This is a genomic window from Qipengyuania sp. S6317L1 (genome assembly GCF_023015615.1).
Classification (GTDB): Bacteria; Pseudomonadota; Alphaproteobacteria; order Sphingomonadales; family Sphingomonadaceae; genus Erythrobacter.
The window spans coordinates 16,414-30,671 of sequence record NZ_JALKAJ010000002.1; the positions used below are offsets into that span (position 1 = coordinate 16,414).

Here is a 14,258-nt window from a genome sequence, read left to right on the forward strand (position 1 = left end):
AGAACACACAAAATGGTATATCCGAAACTGACCGATAAGCCCGGCGCGCTTGAAACAGCGGCGGCTATTCGCAGCGGGCAACTGTCTGTGGCCGAGGCCGTGGATGCGGCAATTACGCGCATCGAGCAGCTCGACGCAGAGATCGACGCGCTTGCCGTGCCCGATTTCGAACGCGCAGCCGAGACAGCCAAGGCGATGCATCAAGCCGGCCCCAAGGGTGACCAGCCGCTGTTCGGTGTGCCGATGACGGTCAAGGAAAGCTTCGATGTGGCGGGCCTGCAAAGCTGTTGGGGGCACAAGGAACACACCGATTACATCGCGCCCAGGGACAGCGAGCTTGTCGCGCGTATGAAAGCGGCCGGAGCCGTCATCGTGGGCAAGACCAATGTGCCGGTCGATCTCACCGACTGGCAGAGCTTCAACCCGGTCTATGGTCGCACAAACAACCCTCATGACACGGGCCGCTCGCCGGGTGGTTCATCGGGAGGAAGCGCGGCGGCGGTTGCCTCTGGCATGGTGCCGATGGAATTTGGCACCGATATTGGCGGATCGGTCCGCGTTCCTGCGCATTTTTGCGGTGTATGGGCGCATAAGCCCACTTGGGGGATCATCTCCAAAGCCGGGCACGATCACCCGCAAATGGCAAAGCAAGACGGCTTCATCGCTGCCCACGACGGCATCCTTTCAGTGGCCGGTCCGCTCGCACGCAATCCGCAGGATCTGGCTGCAATGATGCAGGTGACGAGCCGATACCCGCTGACGCGGCGATCCAGGCCCCTAAAGGATTGCCGCATCCTTGCTGTCACAGACTATCCCGGTGCACCCGTCGACCAAAGCGTTGCCGAACCCACCGAGGCCGCGATCGAGGCGCTTGGGAAGGCGGGCGTCACCGTGGACCGGAAGAGCGACCTTCTGCCCGATCTGAAAAAGCAGTTCGACGATTACATGATGATGCTCAATGTGGCGATGGCCAGAGGCGCGCCTTCGCCAAGCGGCAGGCGGGCAAGTGCCACCGACTGGTTCGACCTGCTCGATGCGCAAAGCGCCAATCAGGCGCAGTGGGCCGCCCTGTTCGAGACTTATGACTTTGTCATTGCGCCCCCTGCCCCCGTGCTCGCCATTGAGCACAGCGACAAACGCGCGTTCGACCAGCCGATGCGGATCAATGGCGAAGAGGTGCCCGGCGCATCCGGCCTTGCATGGGCAGGGATCGCGACCTTCCCGCACTTGCCCTCAAGCGTGCTGCCCATTGGCTCTGGCACACACCAAGGGGCCGAGCTTCCATGCGGGATGCAGATCATGGGGCCTTTGATGAGCGACCTTGATTGTATCGCGGCAGCGCAGGCCATCGGGAATATCTTGCACAGCTAGCGCGCCCGCGCCATGGGGCCGCCTATGGCTAAGAATTCAAATATGCCGCTCCTTGCCAAATGGCACGTCTGGCTTGGCTGGCTTGTCGGTGTTCCCATCGTCATGTGGCTTGCCAGCGGGCTGTTCATGACGATCAAACCCATCGAGGAGGTGCGCGGTGAACACCTGCGCGTGGGCGTAGAAGAGGCACCCCTCGTAATCGAGGGCAGCGCGTTTGCGACCAGTGATGCAGGGCTCAAAGATATGCGCCTAGTCATGCAGGAAGGCCGCGCGGTGGCGCTGCTCACCACGCTTGACGGCACGGTCACGCGCATCGACTACGCCAGCGGCGAACCCATCGCAGCCGTAACCGCCGACACAGCGCGCGCCATTGTCGCAGATCGCATCATCGGCGGGGATAAGGTCAAATCGGTGCGCTTTTTCGAGGCAGACGAAGTGCCCTTCGATTTTCGCCGCCCGCGCCCCGTCTGGCAAGTCACGCTTGAAGATGCGACCCATATCTACGTCGGGCGCGACACCGGAGAGATCGAAGCGGTGCGCACGCAGTGGTGGCGCTGGTTCGATTTCATGTGGGGCCTTCACATTATGGACCTGTCCGAGCGCGAGGCGACAAGCCACCCGATCCTGATCCTGTTTGCCGGCCTCTCGCTTACCGGAGCCACGCTTGGCTGCATCCTCATGTTTCGTCGCCGCAAATCGCGAAACAAGGCGTTCAGCTAATGGATGAAACCGTCCTCACCCCGATCCTCGACTGGCTCGATTTTGCGGGAATTGCGGTCTTTGCGCTGTCCGGCGCGCTGGTCGCAGCGCGTGAGCGGCAGACATTTGTCACCATGGGCTTTTTCGCGCTGGTCACAGGGGTTGGCGGGGGAACCGTACGCGACCTTTTGATCGATGCGCCGGTCTTCTGGATGCAGGACCCGTATGTGGCGGCGGTGTGTCTTGGCACCGCGCTCATCGTGTGGTTCACGCCGGTCAGATGGTGGGACGGGAAGCTGCTCGACTACGCCGATGCGCTGGGACTTGCGGCCTATGCCGTGCTCGGCAGTGCAAAGGCGCTTGCCTATGGTATTCCGCCCGTTCCCGCTGCTCTTATGGGTGTGATCACGGGCTGTGTCGGCGGCGTCATTCGCGATGTGGTCGCTGGCCGCCCCTCGATCATCATGCAGCCAGAGCTTTACGTGACCGCCGCCGCGCTTAGTTCCGTGATGACGGTCGCCGCCATGCTCCTGCCGGTTGGCGTAAGCAATTGGGCGATCTGGATTGCAGCCTTCGTTGCGGGCTTCACCTTGCGCGCAGCAGCCATTCGATTTGAATGGGGTCTGCCCAGTTACGGCAAATCCGAAGTGGAAGAAGGCCAAAGAGAAAGGGGCCAAAAAGAAAGGGGAGAGCAAGCGCCCTCCCCCAACTCATCCGTAAAGGATTAAATTTGCACGCGATCAGTCGCGGAACTCTTCGCCTGGAAGCGGACCGCCCGGATAGGCGGGGAGCCGGTCATCTTCTTGATTGATCGCGATCTGCGGAGCGTCAGAACCGCCCGCATCTGCCGGATCAATCGAAAGGTCAGGGCGCGTCGTGCCGCCAACTCCTGCACGCGCATTGGCGTAACGGTCGTCGGACAGTTGTCCTTCTGCGCGCCCGCCAGCCAAGGCAAAACTCTGGCCGCTGCCAAGCGATGACACACCGCCAGCACGACCATAGTCGATGCCCGAGATGTTGCCCGAGTTGTCAATCTGACACGAGAAGCCCGAGCCATCGAAAAGCGAGCCGGTCACGATCCAGCCAGTGCCCACGCGGCTTGCGCCATCGACGCTGTCGACGCGGATATCCTGCTCGATTTCATTGAGGCACATGGACACCGCATTGTCGATGCCAGAGCCGCTGGTGGTTGAACGCACGGTGCTGCGACGATTTTCGGGCCGATAGCGATAATCGCGTTCGCGCTCTACCACGACGACCTCGCGCTCACGTTCACGGCGGCGATTGTTGCTCGCGGCACTGGCAATCGCGGCGATCCCGCCAAGGATTGCGACACCTGCGATCACATCGCCCGCGCGAACGCCGCGGCGGTGACGATAGCCGCGCCAGCCACGGCGCCAGCCATAGCGGCCATATTCCTGCACATTGTCCGCGCCGGGGGCCTTTGGACCAAGCGCATCAAGAGCGGTCGCGCCCGTGCTGCCAGCAGTGGTTTGAGCGATAAATCCGGTCGCGTATCCGGCGGTTCCAACGGGCGCCACTTCGGCGGCCTGCGCCTGTGCCGGAGTGAATGCGAGAGATGATGCGGCCAGAAGGCTTGCCCAAGCCCCCTTTTTGCCAGCAATTCGGTTTTGGTGAGCCATATGCTCCCTCCTGTTGTTGTCAGTCGAAAGGGTGCGCCCACCAAACGCCCCTATGTATCTAACATAGGTAGGCGGCCCAGGCTTACGCAAGCCTGAACCGCCTTGGTGGGTTAAAGGTTAAAGGTGAGCTGCCAAGACGCGCGCATCAAAGGCCGCGAATGGAGCTGAAGTCGACCTGTGGACGGCCGCGTCCGTCGACATGGCAGGTGAATTTGCCGCGATCATATCCGCGATTGCCATAGCCATAGCCGCGTCCTTGCAAGCCCTGGACTTCCATCCGGCCCTTGACGCGCCAGCCATAACGGGTGCGGTCAACATCGCGGATCTGGGTCACATCGGCGTAGCGATAGCCTCCGAAGCGGCGGGCCTGACGTTCGGCCACGCGGATACAGCGTTCAATCGCACGCTGGCCTTGGCCACGGTTATAGGCATAGCCGGTGTTGTAATTGCGGTTGTTATAATGGCGATCGCGGTTGCGGTCCTTGTCGAAGGCGCCGGCAAGAGCGGCGATCCCGCCGATAACAACGGCGCCTGCGATCACGTCGCCTGCGTCGATGCCCCGGTCGCGGCCACGGTCAGCCATGGCAGGAGAAGCGGACGCCAGGGCCATCGCGCCAGCCGCGACAGTCCCGAGCGTGCCCTTGGTGATATTTTGGGTGAGCTTAGTCATTGGATTCATCCTCGGGTTTTCCAGTGGTCGGGACCATTCCCGTTCACTGTGAAACCCTTTTAGATGAACAAATATGAGGTGATTCTGAGCAAGCCTTGCAGGGGATGTTCAGGTTAAGGGCGGTTTTTGTGAACGTAAATTCGCTCAATCCGCGCTACGCAGGTGTTTCATCAACTAAAGGTCTTCAACCGCCCTGTTTCTCCAGCGCCTCGAGCACATCGCGGGCAAAGGCGACAATGTCAAAGCGGGTGCCCACCATGTCCTCTCCGCGGCGCACAATGACCACATCGCGGGACGGCACGACCACTATGTATTGGCCCCGGTTGCCCGCGGCAAGGATGGTGTCGTCGGGAATGCCCTCCTCCTTATTGAGGAGCCACCAGCCTGCACCATAGCCCCAACTGCGCCCCTCTGGCTGCGGGCCGCTAGGGTCCGAGACGTAGTTGAGCCAGCCCTCGGGCAGGATACGGGTGCCATTGGGGAGCAGGCCATCATTGAGGTAAAGCTCTCCCAGATCGGCCAGGTCCGGCGCGGTCGACCACACCTGGCTGGAGAGGATGTAATCCCCTGCCCAATCCGTTTCGGCAACGGTATGCTCCATGCCAACAGCTTCGAAGAATTGCGCAGGATCGAAGTCCTCATACCGGTCCGTCACCGCTTTCACTGCCATAAGCGTGTCATTATTGGCGTAGCGGTAATGCGTGCCCGGCTTGTAGATGAGCGGCCAATCGGTCGCGACTTCCTCGACCAGAGCGCCGCCAGCGTAGAGGGGATCAGTGCGGTTGCCAGGCGTGTCGGAATATCGCCCCGATGCCATCCGCAGGAGGTGGTCAACAGTAATCTGCCGCCGCGCATCCCAGCGCCATTCATCGCGCACCAGCGGCGCGTTTACATCGACCTGCCCCTTGTGCACCGCCGCGCCGACAAGCGTCGCCGCGATGCTTTTGGCGACGGACCACGTGCGTTGAGGCGTATGCGGACCATAGGGGGCCTTGTAGCGTGATCCTTCTGCGTCGGTGGTCCGCACAAGAACTGCCGTTGTGCGAGCACCGTCTCCATAGGCATCACCCAATGCGTCATCGAAGAGGTGGTCGAGACGATCATCCAATGCGGCATCTTCGGCGCCGACCGCATAGGCGGTCGCAGAACTGGAGATCGCCGCGCCCGGCCCCATCGTCTCCGGCATGCTCGGCGTAAGACCAATGGGCGCAAGCCTGCAACCGCTCTTCCATTCCGCTTCGGCAAAGCGCGCGGGCATATCATCGGCCCAATCGACTTCGACATGGGCGACGTAGCCATCACCGCCGCGCATCACGCGGTATTCAAGATCGCGTACAATCGGATCAATGGCGGAATAGACGCCGCTCAATTCCCACTGGTGGACGCTATCCTCGCTTCGCGCCGCCCCGGTCGCTTCCGCATTGGCAATGGCTCCGCAAAGGAACAAAGCCTTGTATCCGGCAGCCAACGCGAGATCGTAGCGATCGTCGAGGCGTTCCTGGGCGCTTTGTCCATTGGCTGAGGTGCTGAGAGCAAGAGCGGCGGCGGCTAGGATGAGTTTTTTCATACCCGCATACCGTAAGCCTGTGGCCTCAAAAGAAAAGGGCCCGCAGGATCGCTCCTACGGGCCCTTTTTTCTGTCTCTTGCTCGACGCGCTTATGCAGTTGCTTCCGCTTCTGCATATTCGTCGATCTGGCTCATGTCCGGACCTGAATCCAGACCACGTGCATCTTCGTCGCGATCGACGAATTCGATGATAGCCATTTCAGCGGCATCGCTTGCACGTGGGCCAGCTTTGATGACGCGGGTGTAGCCACCATCGCGGTCTTTGTAACGCTCAGCCAGATTGTCGAAGAGCTTCTTCAGCTGAGTTTCATCCTGAAGTTTGCTCATCGCGAGGCGACGGTTTGAAAGACCACCGCGCTTGGCGAGGGTCACAAGCTTCTCGATGTAAGGACGCAGTTCTTTCGCCTTCGCGCGGGTCGTGATGATTTGCTCATGCTTGATGAGGTTCGCCGACATGTTGCGGAAGAGAGCCTTGCGGTGGCCCGATTTACGCGAAAGCTTACGCTGTGAAATTCCGTGACGCATTTGTATTTCCCTTGTTTGTAAGGGGCCCGTATCAGGTAGCCCGGTACTGGCGGCGCTTAAGGTGCGCCGCCGGAACCCAATTTAGCCAAAAGGCTTAGCCCAAAAGCTCTTGTTCGAGCTTCTTGGCCATTTCTTCAATGTTCTCAGGTGGCCATCCGGGGATGTCCATTCCGAGGCGCAGACCCATGCTTGAGAGCACTTCCTTGATCTCGTTCAAGGATTTGCGGCCAAAGTTTGGCGTGCGCAGCATCTCGGCTTCGGTCTTTTGGACCAGATCGCCGATGTAGATGATGTTGTCGTTCTTGAGGCAGTTTGCCGAACGCACCGAAAGCTCGAGCTCGTCGACCTTCTTGAGAAGGTAACGGTTGAGTTGGTTGGCATCGTCCTCTTGCGGGGTCGCTGCCTGACCGATCATCGCGCTTTGCGGCTGTGGAATACCGTCTTCGAAGTGGACAAACAAAGTGAGTTGGTCCTGAAGGATGCGAGCGGCATAAGCCACGGCATCTTCCGGGGTCACCGTGCCATCGGTTTCGACGGTGAGGCTGAGTTTGTCGTAGTCGAGCTCTTGGCCAACACGTGCATTCTCGACCTTGTAGCTGACCTGACGGACAGGCGAATAGAGCGAGTCCACTGGGATCAGACCGATAGGCGCGTCAGCCGGACGGTTTTGAACAGCCGGAGCGTAACCTTTGCCAACGTCAGCGGTCAGCTCCATGTTGAGCGTCGCGCCTTCATCGAGGTGACAAAGGACGAGGTCCTTGTTCATCACTTCGATGTCGCCGGTTACAGCAATGTCGCCAGCTTTGACTTCAGCCGGACCAGTCATGGAAAGCTGAAGACGCTTTGGTCCTTCACCTTCCATCTTGAGTGCGATCTGCTTTACATTGAGGACGATGTCGGTGATGTCCTCGCGCACACCTGCGAGCGACGAGAATTCGTGCAGCACGTTCTCAATCTTGATCGAGGTGATTGCCGCGCCCTGAAGCGACGACAAAAGCACACGGCGCAGCGCGTTGCCCAAAGTCAGACCAAAGCCGCGTTCGAGCGGTTCGGCGACGAAAGTGGTCTTGCGCTGCTTGTCGCCACCTTCCTTAATTTCGAGAGCGTTGGGTTTCTTCAATTCCTGCCAGTTCTTCATATTGACGGACATGGATTTCCCCTAAGTCGCTTACGTTAGCGGGTTGATTTAAAGTTCGGGCCCAAAGCGCTCGTCAGCATTTGTGGACCCGTTGAAGGAGCAGCGGCCGCCACTCCTCAATGGGATCAGCGTCGGTGGATTAGACCCGGCGACGCTTGGAAGGACGCACACCGTTGTGCGGGATCGGCGTCACATCGCGGATAGAAGTAATGTTGAAACCAACAGCTGCAAGACCGCGAAGCGCGCTCTCACGGCCTGAGCCAGGGCCCTTCACTTCAACTTCCAACGTACGTACGCCGTGTTCAGCCGCTTTCTTGCCAGCGTCGTCCGCCGCGACCTGCGCTGCGTACGGGGTGGATTTGCGGCTGCCTTTGAAGCCCATCATGCCAGCAGAAGACCAGCTGATCGCATTGCCTTGTGCATCGGTGATGGTGATCATCGTGTTGTTGAAGCTTGCGTTGATGTGAGCAACACCAGAGGTGATGTTCTTTCTGTCGCGGCGCCTTACTTTGCCAGGTTCGCGTGCCATTTCATATATTCCTTTAACTCGTCAGAAGAGTGTTTGAGCGAGAGGCCAGAAGCCCCGAGCCCAATTACTTCTTCTTGCCTGCAATCGGCTTGGCCTTACCCTTGCGGGTGCGGGCATTGGTGTGAGTGCGCTGTCCGCGAACGGGGAGCTGGTTACGGTGGCGAAGGCCACGATAAGAACGCAGGTCCATCAGACGCTTGATGTTCATCGCCGTGTTGCGGCGAAGGTCGCCTTCTACGGTGTGATCAGCATCAATCGTTTCACGAATGCGCAGAACTTCCTCATCGGTAAGATCTTGCACGCGTGCAGAATGCGCAATGCCCAGCTTGTCAGCAATTTGGACAGCCGTTGTGCGGCCAATCCCGTGAATATATGTCAGCGCGATGATTACACGCTTGTTTGTGGGGATGTTTACCCCGGCAATACGAGCCACTTAAATCTCCATGCTCCACAGGGGTAGAAAACCCCTATCTCTACGCGAATTCACTGCGACCGGGTCATACCGTGCCGTTAAACGGCAAAAGCCCGGATAGAACGCCACATAGGAAGTGGGCTCCTGACCGGACTGACTACGACTCTGTCGAGTGAAACGCGCGGATAGGGGGAATCATTGAGCGCGTCAACAGCCAAAAACAGCGAGCCAGAAACGCAGTCGATCCGCGACCACCTACTCGAGCCTCACTAAGGCACTCAGAAATGTCACAGTGAATTCTTGAAGGGCAATGCGCGATTAGCAGTTATTGCGTTCGCCGTGCAGTAAATGAAGGCCTTAGGCCGAATTACAACCTTTTACTGTGTAACTTTACCTGGATTAAGGTTTATCCGCTAAGCAATCGCATTGTTATGAGGAATGGCAGCGCGATTTCGACAATGCGAACCCTTACTTTTGGCGCCTCATTGGCAGGAGCGTTCATCTTTCTGTGTTCGCTTCTGCCTGCGCCTGCCCAAGCTGGCCGGCTCGAGGCTGGCACTTTTACCGCGCATGACACGCTTGGCTCAAATCGAACGCCGGATTTCGTGCCGTTTCAAGAGCAGTTTGACGTACCGCCCGTTGTCGTGGCGATCTCGGATTCTTCGGGGAACAATTCGGCCTCGATCCGCATCACCAATGTGACGACGACCGGGTTCGATGAATTGATCCTCGAACCTGACAACTGGGACGGCCGACACGTGGCTCAGCCCGTGCAGTATATCGCGGTGGAGCCCGGACGGCATCTGCTTTCAGACGGCACCATTATCGAAGCGGGTTTTGTCGAGCTTAACAACGTGCAGTTTGGAACAGGTTTTTCAGGCGGCGTTGCCAGTTGGCGCACCGTCAATTTTGCAGGGCCAATGAACGGCGCGCCGATCATCCTCCACCAGCTGCAAACCGCCAACAGCGAGACCCGCAATGTCGCCAATGACAGCTCGCGCCCGCACATCACCTCTATCGCGCAAAGCGCGTCGTCTACCGGCTTTCAACTCGCGATCGAGCGCAGCCAGGCCAATAGCGGCCCCTTCCCCACGACCGAGCGGATCGGATGGATCGCCATCCAAAGCGGGCAAAATGCAAGTTTTCCCGACACAGCAGGAACGACCATCAATTGGAGCACGCGCATCAGCCCTGCGACCATTCGCGGGTGGGACAATGGCTGTTCTGGCGTAAGCCATGGCGTGTCCGGCAGCGCAAACCCGATTGTGATTGCCAAGAAAACAACACGCAACAATGGCGATGGCGGGTGGCTGCGTTATTGCGCCATCAACTCGGCAAACATCACCCTTCGCGTTGATGAAGACCGCGATCAGGATAACGAACGCGGAGTCGCCGCAGGCGATGCAGAAAGTGCGAGCATCATCGCTTTTTCCCAAAGCTTTCACGCAAACCTGCGCGCAGATCTGGGCGTGACGAAGGTCAACACCGGTGCGGTCAACGCAAACGGGACCGACTTCAACGTTCCCGGAGCAAGTGTTTCCTATCTCATCACCGTTTTCAATGCTGGCAATGCCCCGCCCGCAGAAGGCAGCGTGTTCGTGACTGAGGCATTGCCTGAGAGGCTGGCTTTGATTCTGGCTGATTTCGGGACTGCCGGCTCTGGCCCGATCGAATTCACCGACGGATCGCCCGCCACCAATGTTTCGTGCCCCTTTGCAGGATTTGCATCGACCAGCGACTGCTATTCCTTCTCAACCGATGGGAACGATTTCACATACGTGCCGAGCGATAGCGGCGATGGCACCGACCCGAACGTTCGCTTTATCCGTATTCAGCCGACCGGCATCATGAGCGCGCAGTTGGGAAGTGGGCCGCCAAACTTCGAGCTGAGACTGAGCGCACGTATCCGATAAAGACATGCCCTTGACGCGTTCCTATCCTGCGTCGCCGCTCAGATCTCCAAACGCTTCATCGACACTTGGCTCCGCGCTCGTCCCGCTATCTATGTCCGCCTCAAGCTCGGTGTCAGAAGCGCCCTCGAGCGGCTCGTCGGCCATTTCTGCACCCTCGCCCTCGCCCTCTGATACTTCTTCGGGATCAGCATCTTCGGGCGTCGCCCCGCGTTCTGGCAGTTCAACCGCGCCCAGATGCTCCGCAAGGCCTACAAGCTGCAATGTCATGACACCGTCTACAGCCTGGCTGATCACCGGTACGGGGTAGCGCATTTTACCGCCGACATTGTATTCCCAGACAATGCGGGTCCGCGGTTCGCCCTCTGGCCCTTCTTCCGCTTCGCTGATCGCAACGGTGAGGATGCCGGTCACCGGCTCGCTCTGCAGGGGGCCCAACGCACCGGTCATCCGCAATGCCACTTCGGGATAGGCCTGGATCACGCGCATGTGCTCAACGCTGCCTTCAAGGGTGAAGCCCCCGTCAGCGGTCTCGGTTTCCGGAATGGTCTCGCAAAAGCAGCCGCCAGCCTGCGGGGTCAGTCGTAGGTTGGCTGCATCGGCAGACCATGTGTGTTCGCCCGACCACCACCGCGCAGGGCTAATCAATGCAAGCCATGTCGCCTTGCGGTCGGCATCCACGACTGCTTCTGCCTTGGTAATGAAATGATCGTCATGCGCCTCAGCAACCTCGGCCATTGCAGGCGATGCGCCGGCCGCAAAGGCTGCAAGGCTCAAACTTGCAAACAAACTGGTAGTGCTCAGGCGCAAAATTCATCTCCTCAGGGTCAAGACGTCCCGGATTAGGAGATTGAGCATAGGCTGAAAAGCCCGCAAGCATAAAAGCGGTGGTTTAGGCCGCCCTTTTAGCTACTGAGGATCGCGTCGATCGCAGCCGCGACCTCGTCGATTTCGCCCATGCCATCGACCCGCTGCACAATGCCGCGCGCTTCATAGCCCGGAAGGATCGGCGCAGTTTTCTCGCGATACTCTTCCATGCGGGTGCGTACAGTTGCTTCATTGTCGTCGGGACGGCGCTTGAATTCGGTTGAACCACAATTGTCGCACACGCCTTCTTTCGCAGGCGGGTGGGCGGTGTCGTGATAGAGCGCACCGCAATTGGCGCAGGAAAAGCGGCCCGTGATGCGCTCGACCAGAGCATCGACATCAACGGCCAGTTCAATCACGTGGTCGAGCGAACGGTCATGCTTCGCCAGCAAAGTGTCCAATTGCTCGCCTTGGGCCGCGGTGCGCGGATAACCGTCGAAGATCGCGCCTTGGTCGGCGGGCATCGCAGCGAGGTTTTCGTCAATGAGGTTCGAGACGATTTCGTCGGAAACCAGTTCGCCACGGTCCATCACGGCTTTGGCTTCGAGACCAACAGGGGTCCCTGCCTTGACCGCTGCGCGCAGCATGTCGCCGGTCGAGAGCTGCTTCATGCCGTGGCGCTCGACGAGCCCTGCACTTTGCGTGCCCTTACCAGCACCGGGAGGACCAAGAAGAATGATGTTCACGGAAAAAACGCCCCTTATTATCCGCGCCGTTTCGAATGGGTCACTGGCCCAATGAACGCGGCTAGATCTAATGTCGCTCCAACGATGCCTTAACGCATCCGGCCTTTCAACTTAGCCTTCTTGATAAGATCGCCATATTGGTGCGCAAGCAGATGTGACTGCACCTGGCTGATCGTATCCACGGTCACGTTCACCACAATCAGAAGACTGGTGCCGCCAAGGAAAAGCGGAATGCCTGTTTGCGCGATCATATATTCTGGCACCACGCAGACCACGGTGAGGTAGATCGCGCCCACAACGGTGATGCGGGTGAGCACATACTCAAGATATTCCGCCGTGCGTTTGCCCGGACGAATGCCGGGAATGAACCCGCCATTTTTCTTGAGATTTTCCGCGTGCTCTTCCGGATCGAAGACGACCGCGGTGTAGAAGAAGCAGAAAAAGATGATGCCGAGCGCATAGAGCGTCATGTAAATCGGCTCGCCGTGCTGGAGATATTGGTTCAGCGACTGGATCAAGCTTCCCGAGGTTGAGCTTGTGTCAATCGACTGGCCGGCAAACGAGCTGATCGTCAGAGGCAGCAGCAAAAGCGAGCTTGCAAAGATCGGCGGGATAACGCCGGCGGTGTTAAGCTTCAGCGGAAGGTGCGAGCGGTCGGCTTGCATCATGCCGCGCTGCGTTGCGCGCTTGGGATACTGGATCAAGAGGCGGCGCTGCGCGCGCTCGACAAAGCTGATCATCAGGATGAGAACGACGACCATCACGAGGAAGGTGATGATAATGCCAGGAGCGATCGAACCGGTGCGCCCGCCTTCGAACATGTTCATGGCAAAGACCGGGAATTGCGCCACGATGCCTGCCATGATGATCAGGCTGACGCCGTTACCAATGCCGCGCGCGGTGATTTGCTCACCCAGCCAAAGAAGGAACATGGTTCCGCCGACAAGGCTGATTACGGCGCCGATGCGGAACATATAGCCCGGGTTCACAACTGCCTCGAGCCCTTGCGCGCTTGCAAGCGTCTCAAGGCCCGTGGCGAGAAAATACCCTTGGATCGCGCACAGGAAAACCGTGCCGTAGCGTGTGTATTGGTTCAGCTTCTGACGCCCTGTAGCGCCCTCTTTCTTGAGAGCGGACAGGGTCGGGTGAAGCGCCGAGGCCATCTGAACAACGATCGATGCCGTAATATATGGCATCACACCCAAGGCGATCAGGCTCATATTCGCCAGCGCGCCGCCGGTGAACATGTTGAACATGCCAAGGATGCCGCCTTGCTGCGATTCAGCCAGAACATCGAGCGCAAGCGGGTTGATCCCGGGCAGCGGCACAAAGCTCAAGAAGCGGAAAACGATCAGCGCACCAATGGTGAACCAGATGCGTTGGCGCAGTTCGGTCGCCTGAGCGAAATTGCCCAAGTTCAGATTGCTCGCGATATTATCGGCGCGTGAAGCCATTTTGGGTGTCGATCCTATGGATGTCCCTCGGTGTCTTCCCGAGGTGAAGCCAGATATGTGTCGGCTTAAATAGGAAGCGCAAGGTCACTTGTCGAACCCTGCGTGCCACTTTTCATCATCCCGGCGCGATCAAAGGCCGCACCGGGATGTTGAAAGATGATTATTCGGCGTCTGCTTTTTCTTTAGCAGGAGCGGTCACTTCGACGCTGCCACCGGCTTTTTCAACCGCAGCAATCGCGCCCTTCGTGGCGCCAGTGACGACGAATTTCGCTTTCGCTTTGATTTCGCCTTTACCAAGAAGACGAACACCGTCTTTGCCGCCACGGGCGAGCCCGGTTTCGCGAAGAACTTCTTCGGTGATGTCCTTTTTGGCGTCGATCTTCTTTGCATCGACCCATTTTTGCACCATGCCGATGTTCACTTCAGCAAAGTCCTTGCCAAACGGGTTGTTGAACCCGCGCTTTGGCAGACGCATGTGAAGCGGCATTTGGCCACCGGCAAAGCCGTTGACCGCTACACCGGAACGGGATTTTTGACCTTTTTGACCGCGTGCAGCAGTTTTGCCTTTGCCAGAGCCGATACCACGGCCCACACGCATACGACCCTTGCGGGCACCATCATTGTCACGGATGTCGTTGAGTTTCATCGTTGCACTCGCTTTCGCTTTCTAGATACGGCCCCACCATGGGGCAACGCGCTATTTGGAAGGCGGGCCACTAGCTCAGAGTGCGTAGGGGTGCAAGGGGAAATGGCGCTGCACAGCAGCATATCTCGCGGTCAGACAACC

General features: G+C 58.7%; 15 protein-coding genes. 4 read left to right on the forward strand and 11 right to left on the reverse strand.

Annotated features, from left to right (window positions below; all coding sequences use genetic code 11):
- The first annotated feature begins 12 nt into the window (after window positions 1-12).
- From MWU38_RS01395 to MWU38_RS01405, 3 genes are read left to right on the forward strand one after another with little or no spacing between them, the layout of a single operon-like run.
- A complete protein-coding gene (locus tag MWU38_RS01395; RefSeq protein WP_247270052.1) occupies window positions 13-1,371 on the forward strand; it encodes an amidase family protein in 1,359 nt (452 codons plus the stop codon).
- Between the two features lie 24 nt (window positions 1,372-1,395).
- On the forward strand, window positions 1,396-2,091 hold the full coding sequence (locus tag MWU38_RS01400) for a hypothetical protein (RefSeq protein ID WP_247270053.1): 696 nt from the start codon (window positions 1,396-1,398) through the stop codon (window positions 2,089-2,091).
- A complete protein-coding gene (locus MWU38_RS01405) occupies window positions 2,091-2,798 on the forward strand; it encodes a trimeric intracellular cation channel family protein (RefSeq protein ID WP_247270054.1) in 708 nt (235 codons plus the stop codon). Before MWU38_RS01400 ends, MWU38_RS01405 begins: the two co-directional genes overlap by 1 nt.
- 12 nt (window positions 2,799-2,810) lie before the next feature.
- Here the strand turns inward: MWU38_RS01405 and MWU38_RS01410 are convergent, their stop codons facing one another.
- The 7 genes from MWU38_RS01410 to rpsM form a co-directional block, all read right to left on the reverse strand.
- Window positions 2,811-3,713, reverse strand: coding sequence for a hypothetical protein (locus MWU38_RS01410; protein WP_247270055.1), 903 nt, complete (start codon window positions 3,711-3,713; stop codon window positions 2,811-2,813).
- Window positions 3,714-3,858: 145 nt separating this feature from the next.
- Window positions 3,859-4,383, reverse strand: coding sequence for a hypothetical protein (locus tag MWU38_RS01415; RefSeq protein WP_247270056.1), 525 nt, complete (start codon window positions 4,381-4,383; stop codon window positions 3,859-3,861).
- Window positions 4,384-4,567: 184 nt separating this feature from the next.
- The gene (locus tag MWU38_RS01420; RefSeq protein WP_247270057.1) at window positions 4,568-5,950 is read right to left on the reverse strand and encodes a serine hydrolase; all 1,383 of its coding nucleotides are present in this window, start codon (window positions 5,948-5,950) and stop codon (window positions 4,568-4,570) included.
- Between the two features lie 90 nt (window positions 5,951-6,040).
- A complete protein-coding gene (gene rplQ, locus MWU38_RS01425; RefSeq protein ID WP_247270058.1) occupies window positions 6,041-6,475 on the reverse strand; it encodes a 50S ribosomal protein L17 in 435 nt (144 codons plus the stop codon).
- A gap of 94 nt (window positions 6,476-6,569) precedes the next feature.
- A complete protein-coding gene (locus tag MWU38_RS01430; RefSeq protein ID WP_247270059.1) occupies window positions 6,570-7,625 on the reverse strand; it encodes a DNA-directed RNA polymerase subunit alpha in 1,056 nt (351 codons plus the stop codon).
- Between the two features lie 127 nt (window positions 7,626-7,752).
- Window positions 7,753-8,142: a 30S ribosomal protein S11 gene (gene rpsK, locus MWU38_RS01435; protein WP_007164597.1), complete on the reverse strand. Its 390-nt coding sequence runs from the start codon at window positions 8,140-8,142 to the stop codon at window positions 7,753-7,755.
- Between the two features lie 64 nt (window positions 8,143-8,206).
- On the reverse strand, window positions 8,207-8,575 hold the full coding sequence (gene rpsM / locus MWU38_RS01440) for a 30S ribosomal protein S13 (RefSeq protein ID WP_247270060.1): 369 nt from the start codon (window positions 8,573-8,575) through the stop codon (window positions 8,207-8,209).
- Between the two features lie 437 nt (window positions 8,576-9,012).
- Here rpsM and MWU38_RS01445 point away from each other — a divergent pair, with 437 nt between their 5' ends.
- Window positions 9,013-10,467: an H-type lectin domain-containing protein gene (locus MWU38_RS01445; protein ID WP_247270061.1), complete on the forward strand. Its 1,455-nt coding sequence runs from the start codon at window positions 9,013-9,015 to the stop codon at window positions 10,465-10,467.
- 21 nt (window positions 10,468-10,488) lie between these two features.
- On the opposite strand, the gene MWU38_RS01450 is transcribed toward MWU38_RS01445, so the two are convergent.
- From MWU38_RS01450 to rplO, 4 genes are all read right to left on the reverse strand, one after another.
- The gene (locus MWU38_RS01450) at window positions 10,489-11,202 is read right to left on the reverse strand and encodes an SRPBCC family protein (RefSeq protein WP_247270062.1); all 714 of its coding nucleotides are present in this window, start codon (window positions 11,200-11,202) and stop codon (window positions 10,489-10,491) included.
- Between the two features lie 167 nt (window positions 11,203-11,369).
- Window positions 11,370-12,017 (reverse strand): adenylate kinase, encoded by a 648-nt coding sequence (locus MWU38_RS01455; protein WP_247270063.1) that lies wholly within the window; start codon window positions 12,015-12,017, stop codon window positions 11,370-11,372.
- Between the two features lie 89 nt (window positions 12,018-12,106).
- Window positions 12,107-13,471 (reverse strand): preprotein translocase subunit SecY, encoded by a 1,365-nt coding sequence (gene secY / locus MWU38_RS01460; protein ID WP_247270064.1) that lies wholly within the window; start codon window positions 13,469-13,471, stop codon window positions 12,107-12,109.
- Window positions 13,472-13,631: 160 nt separating this feature from the next.
- Complete coding sequence (gene rplO, locus MWU38_RS01465; protein ID WP_247270065.1) at window positions 13,632-14,117, reverse strand: 50S ribosomal protein L15; 486 nt, start codon at window positions 14,115-14,117, stop codon at window positions 13,632-13,634.
- Window positions 14,118-14,258 lie beyond the last annotated feature (141 nt).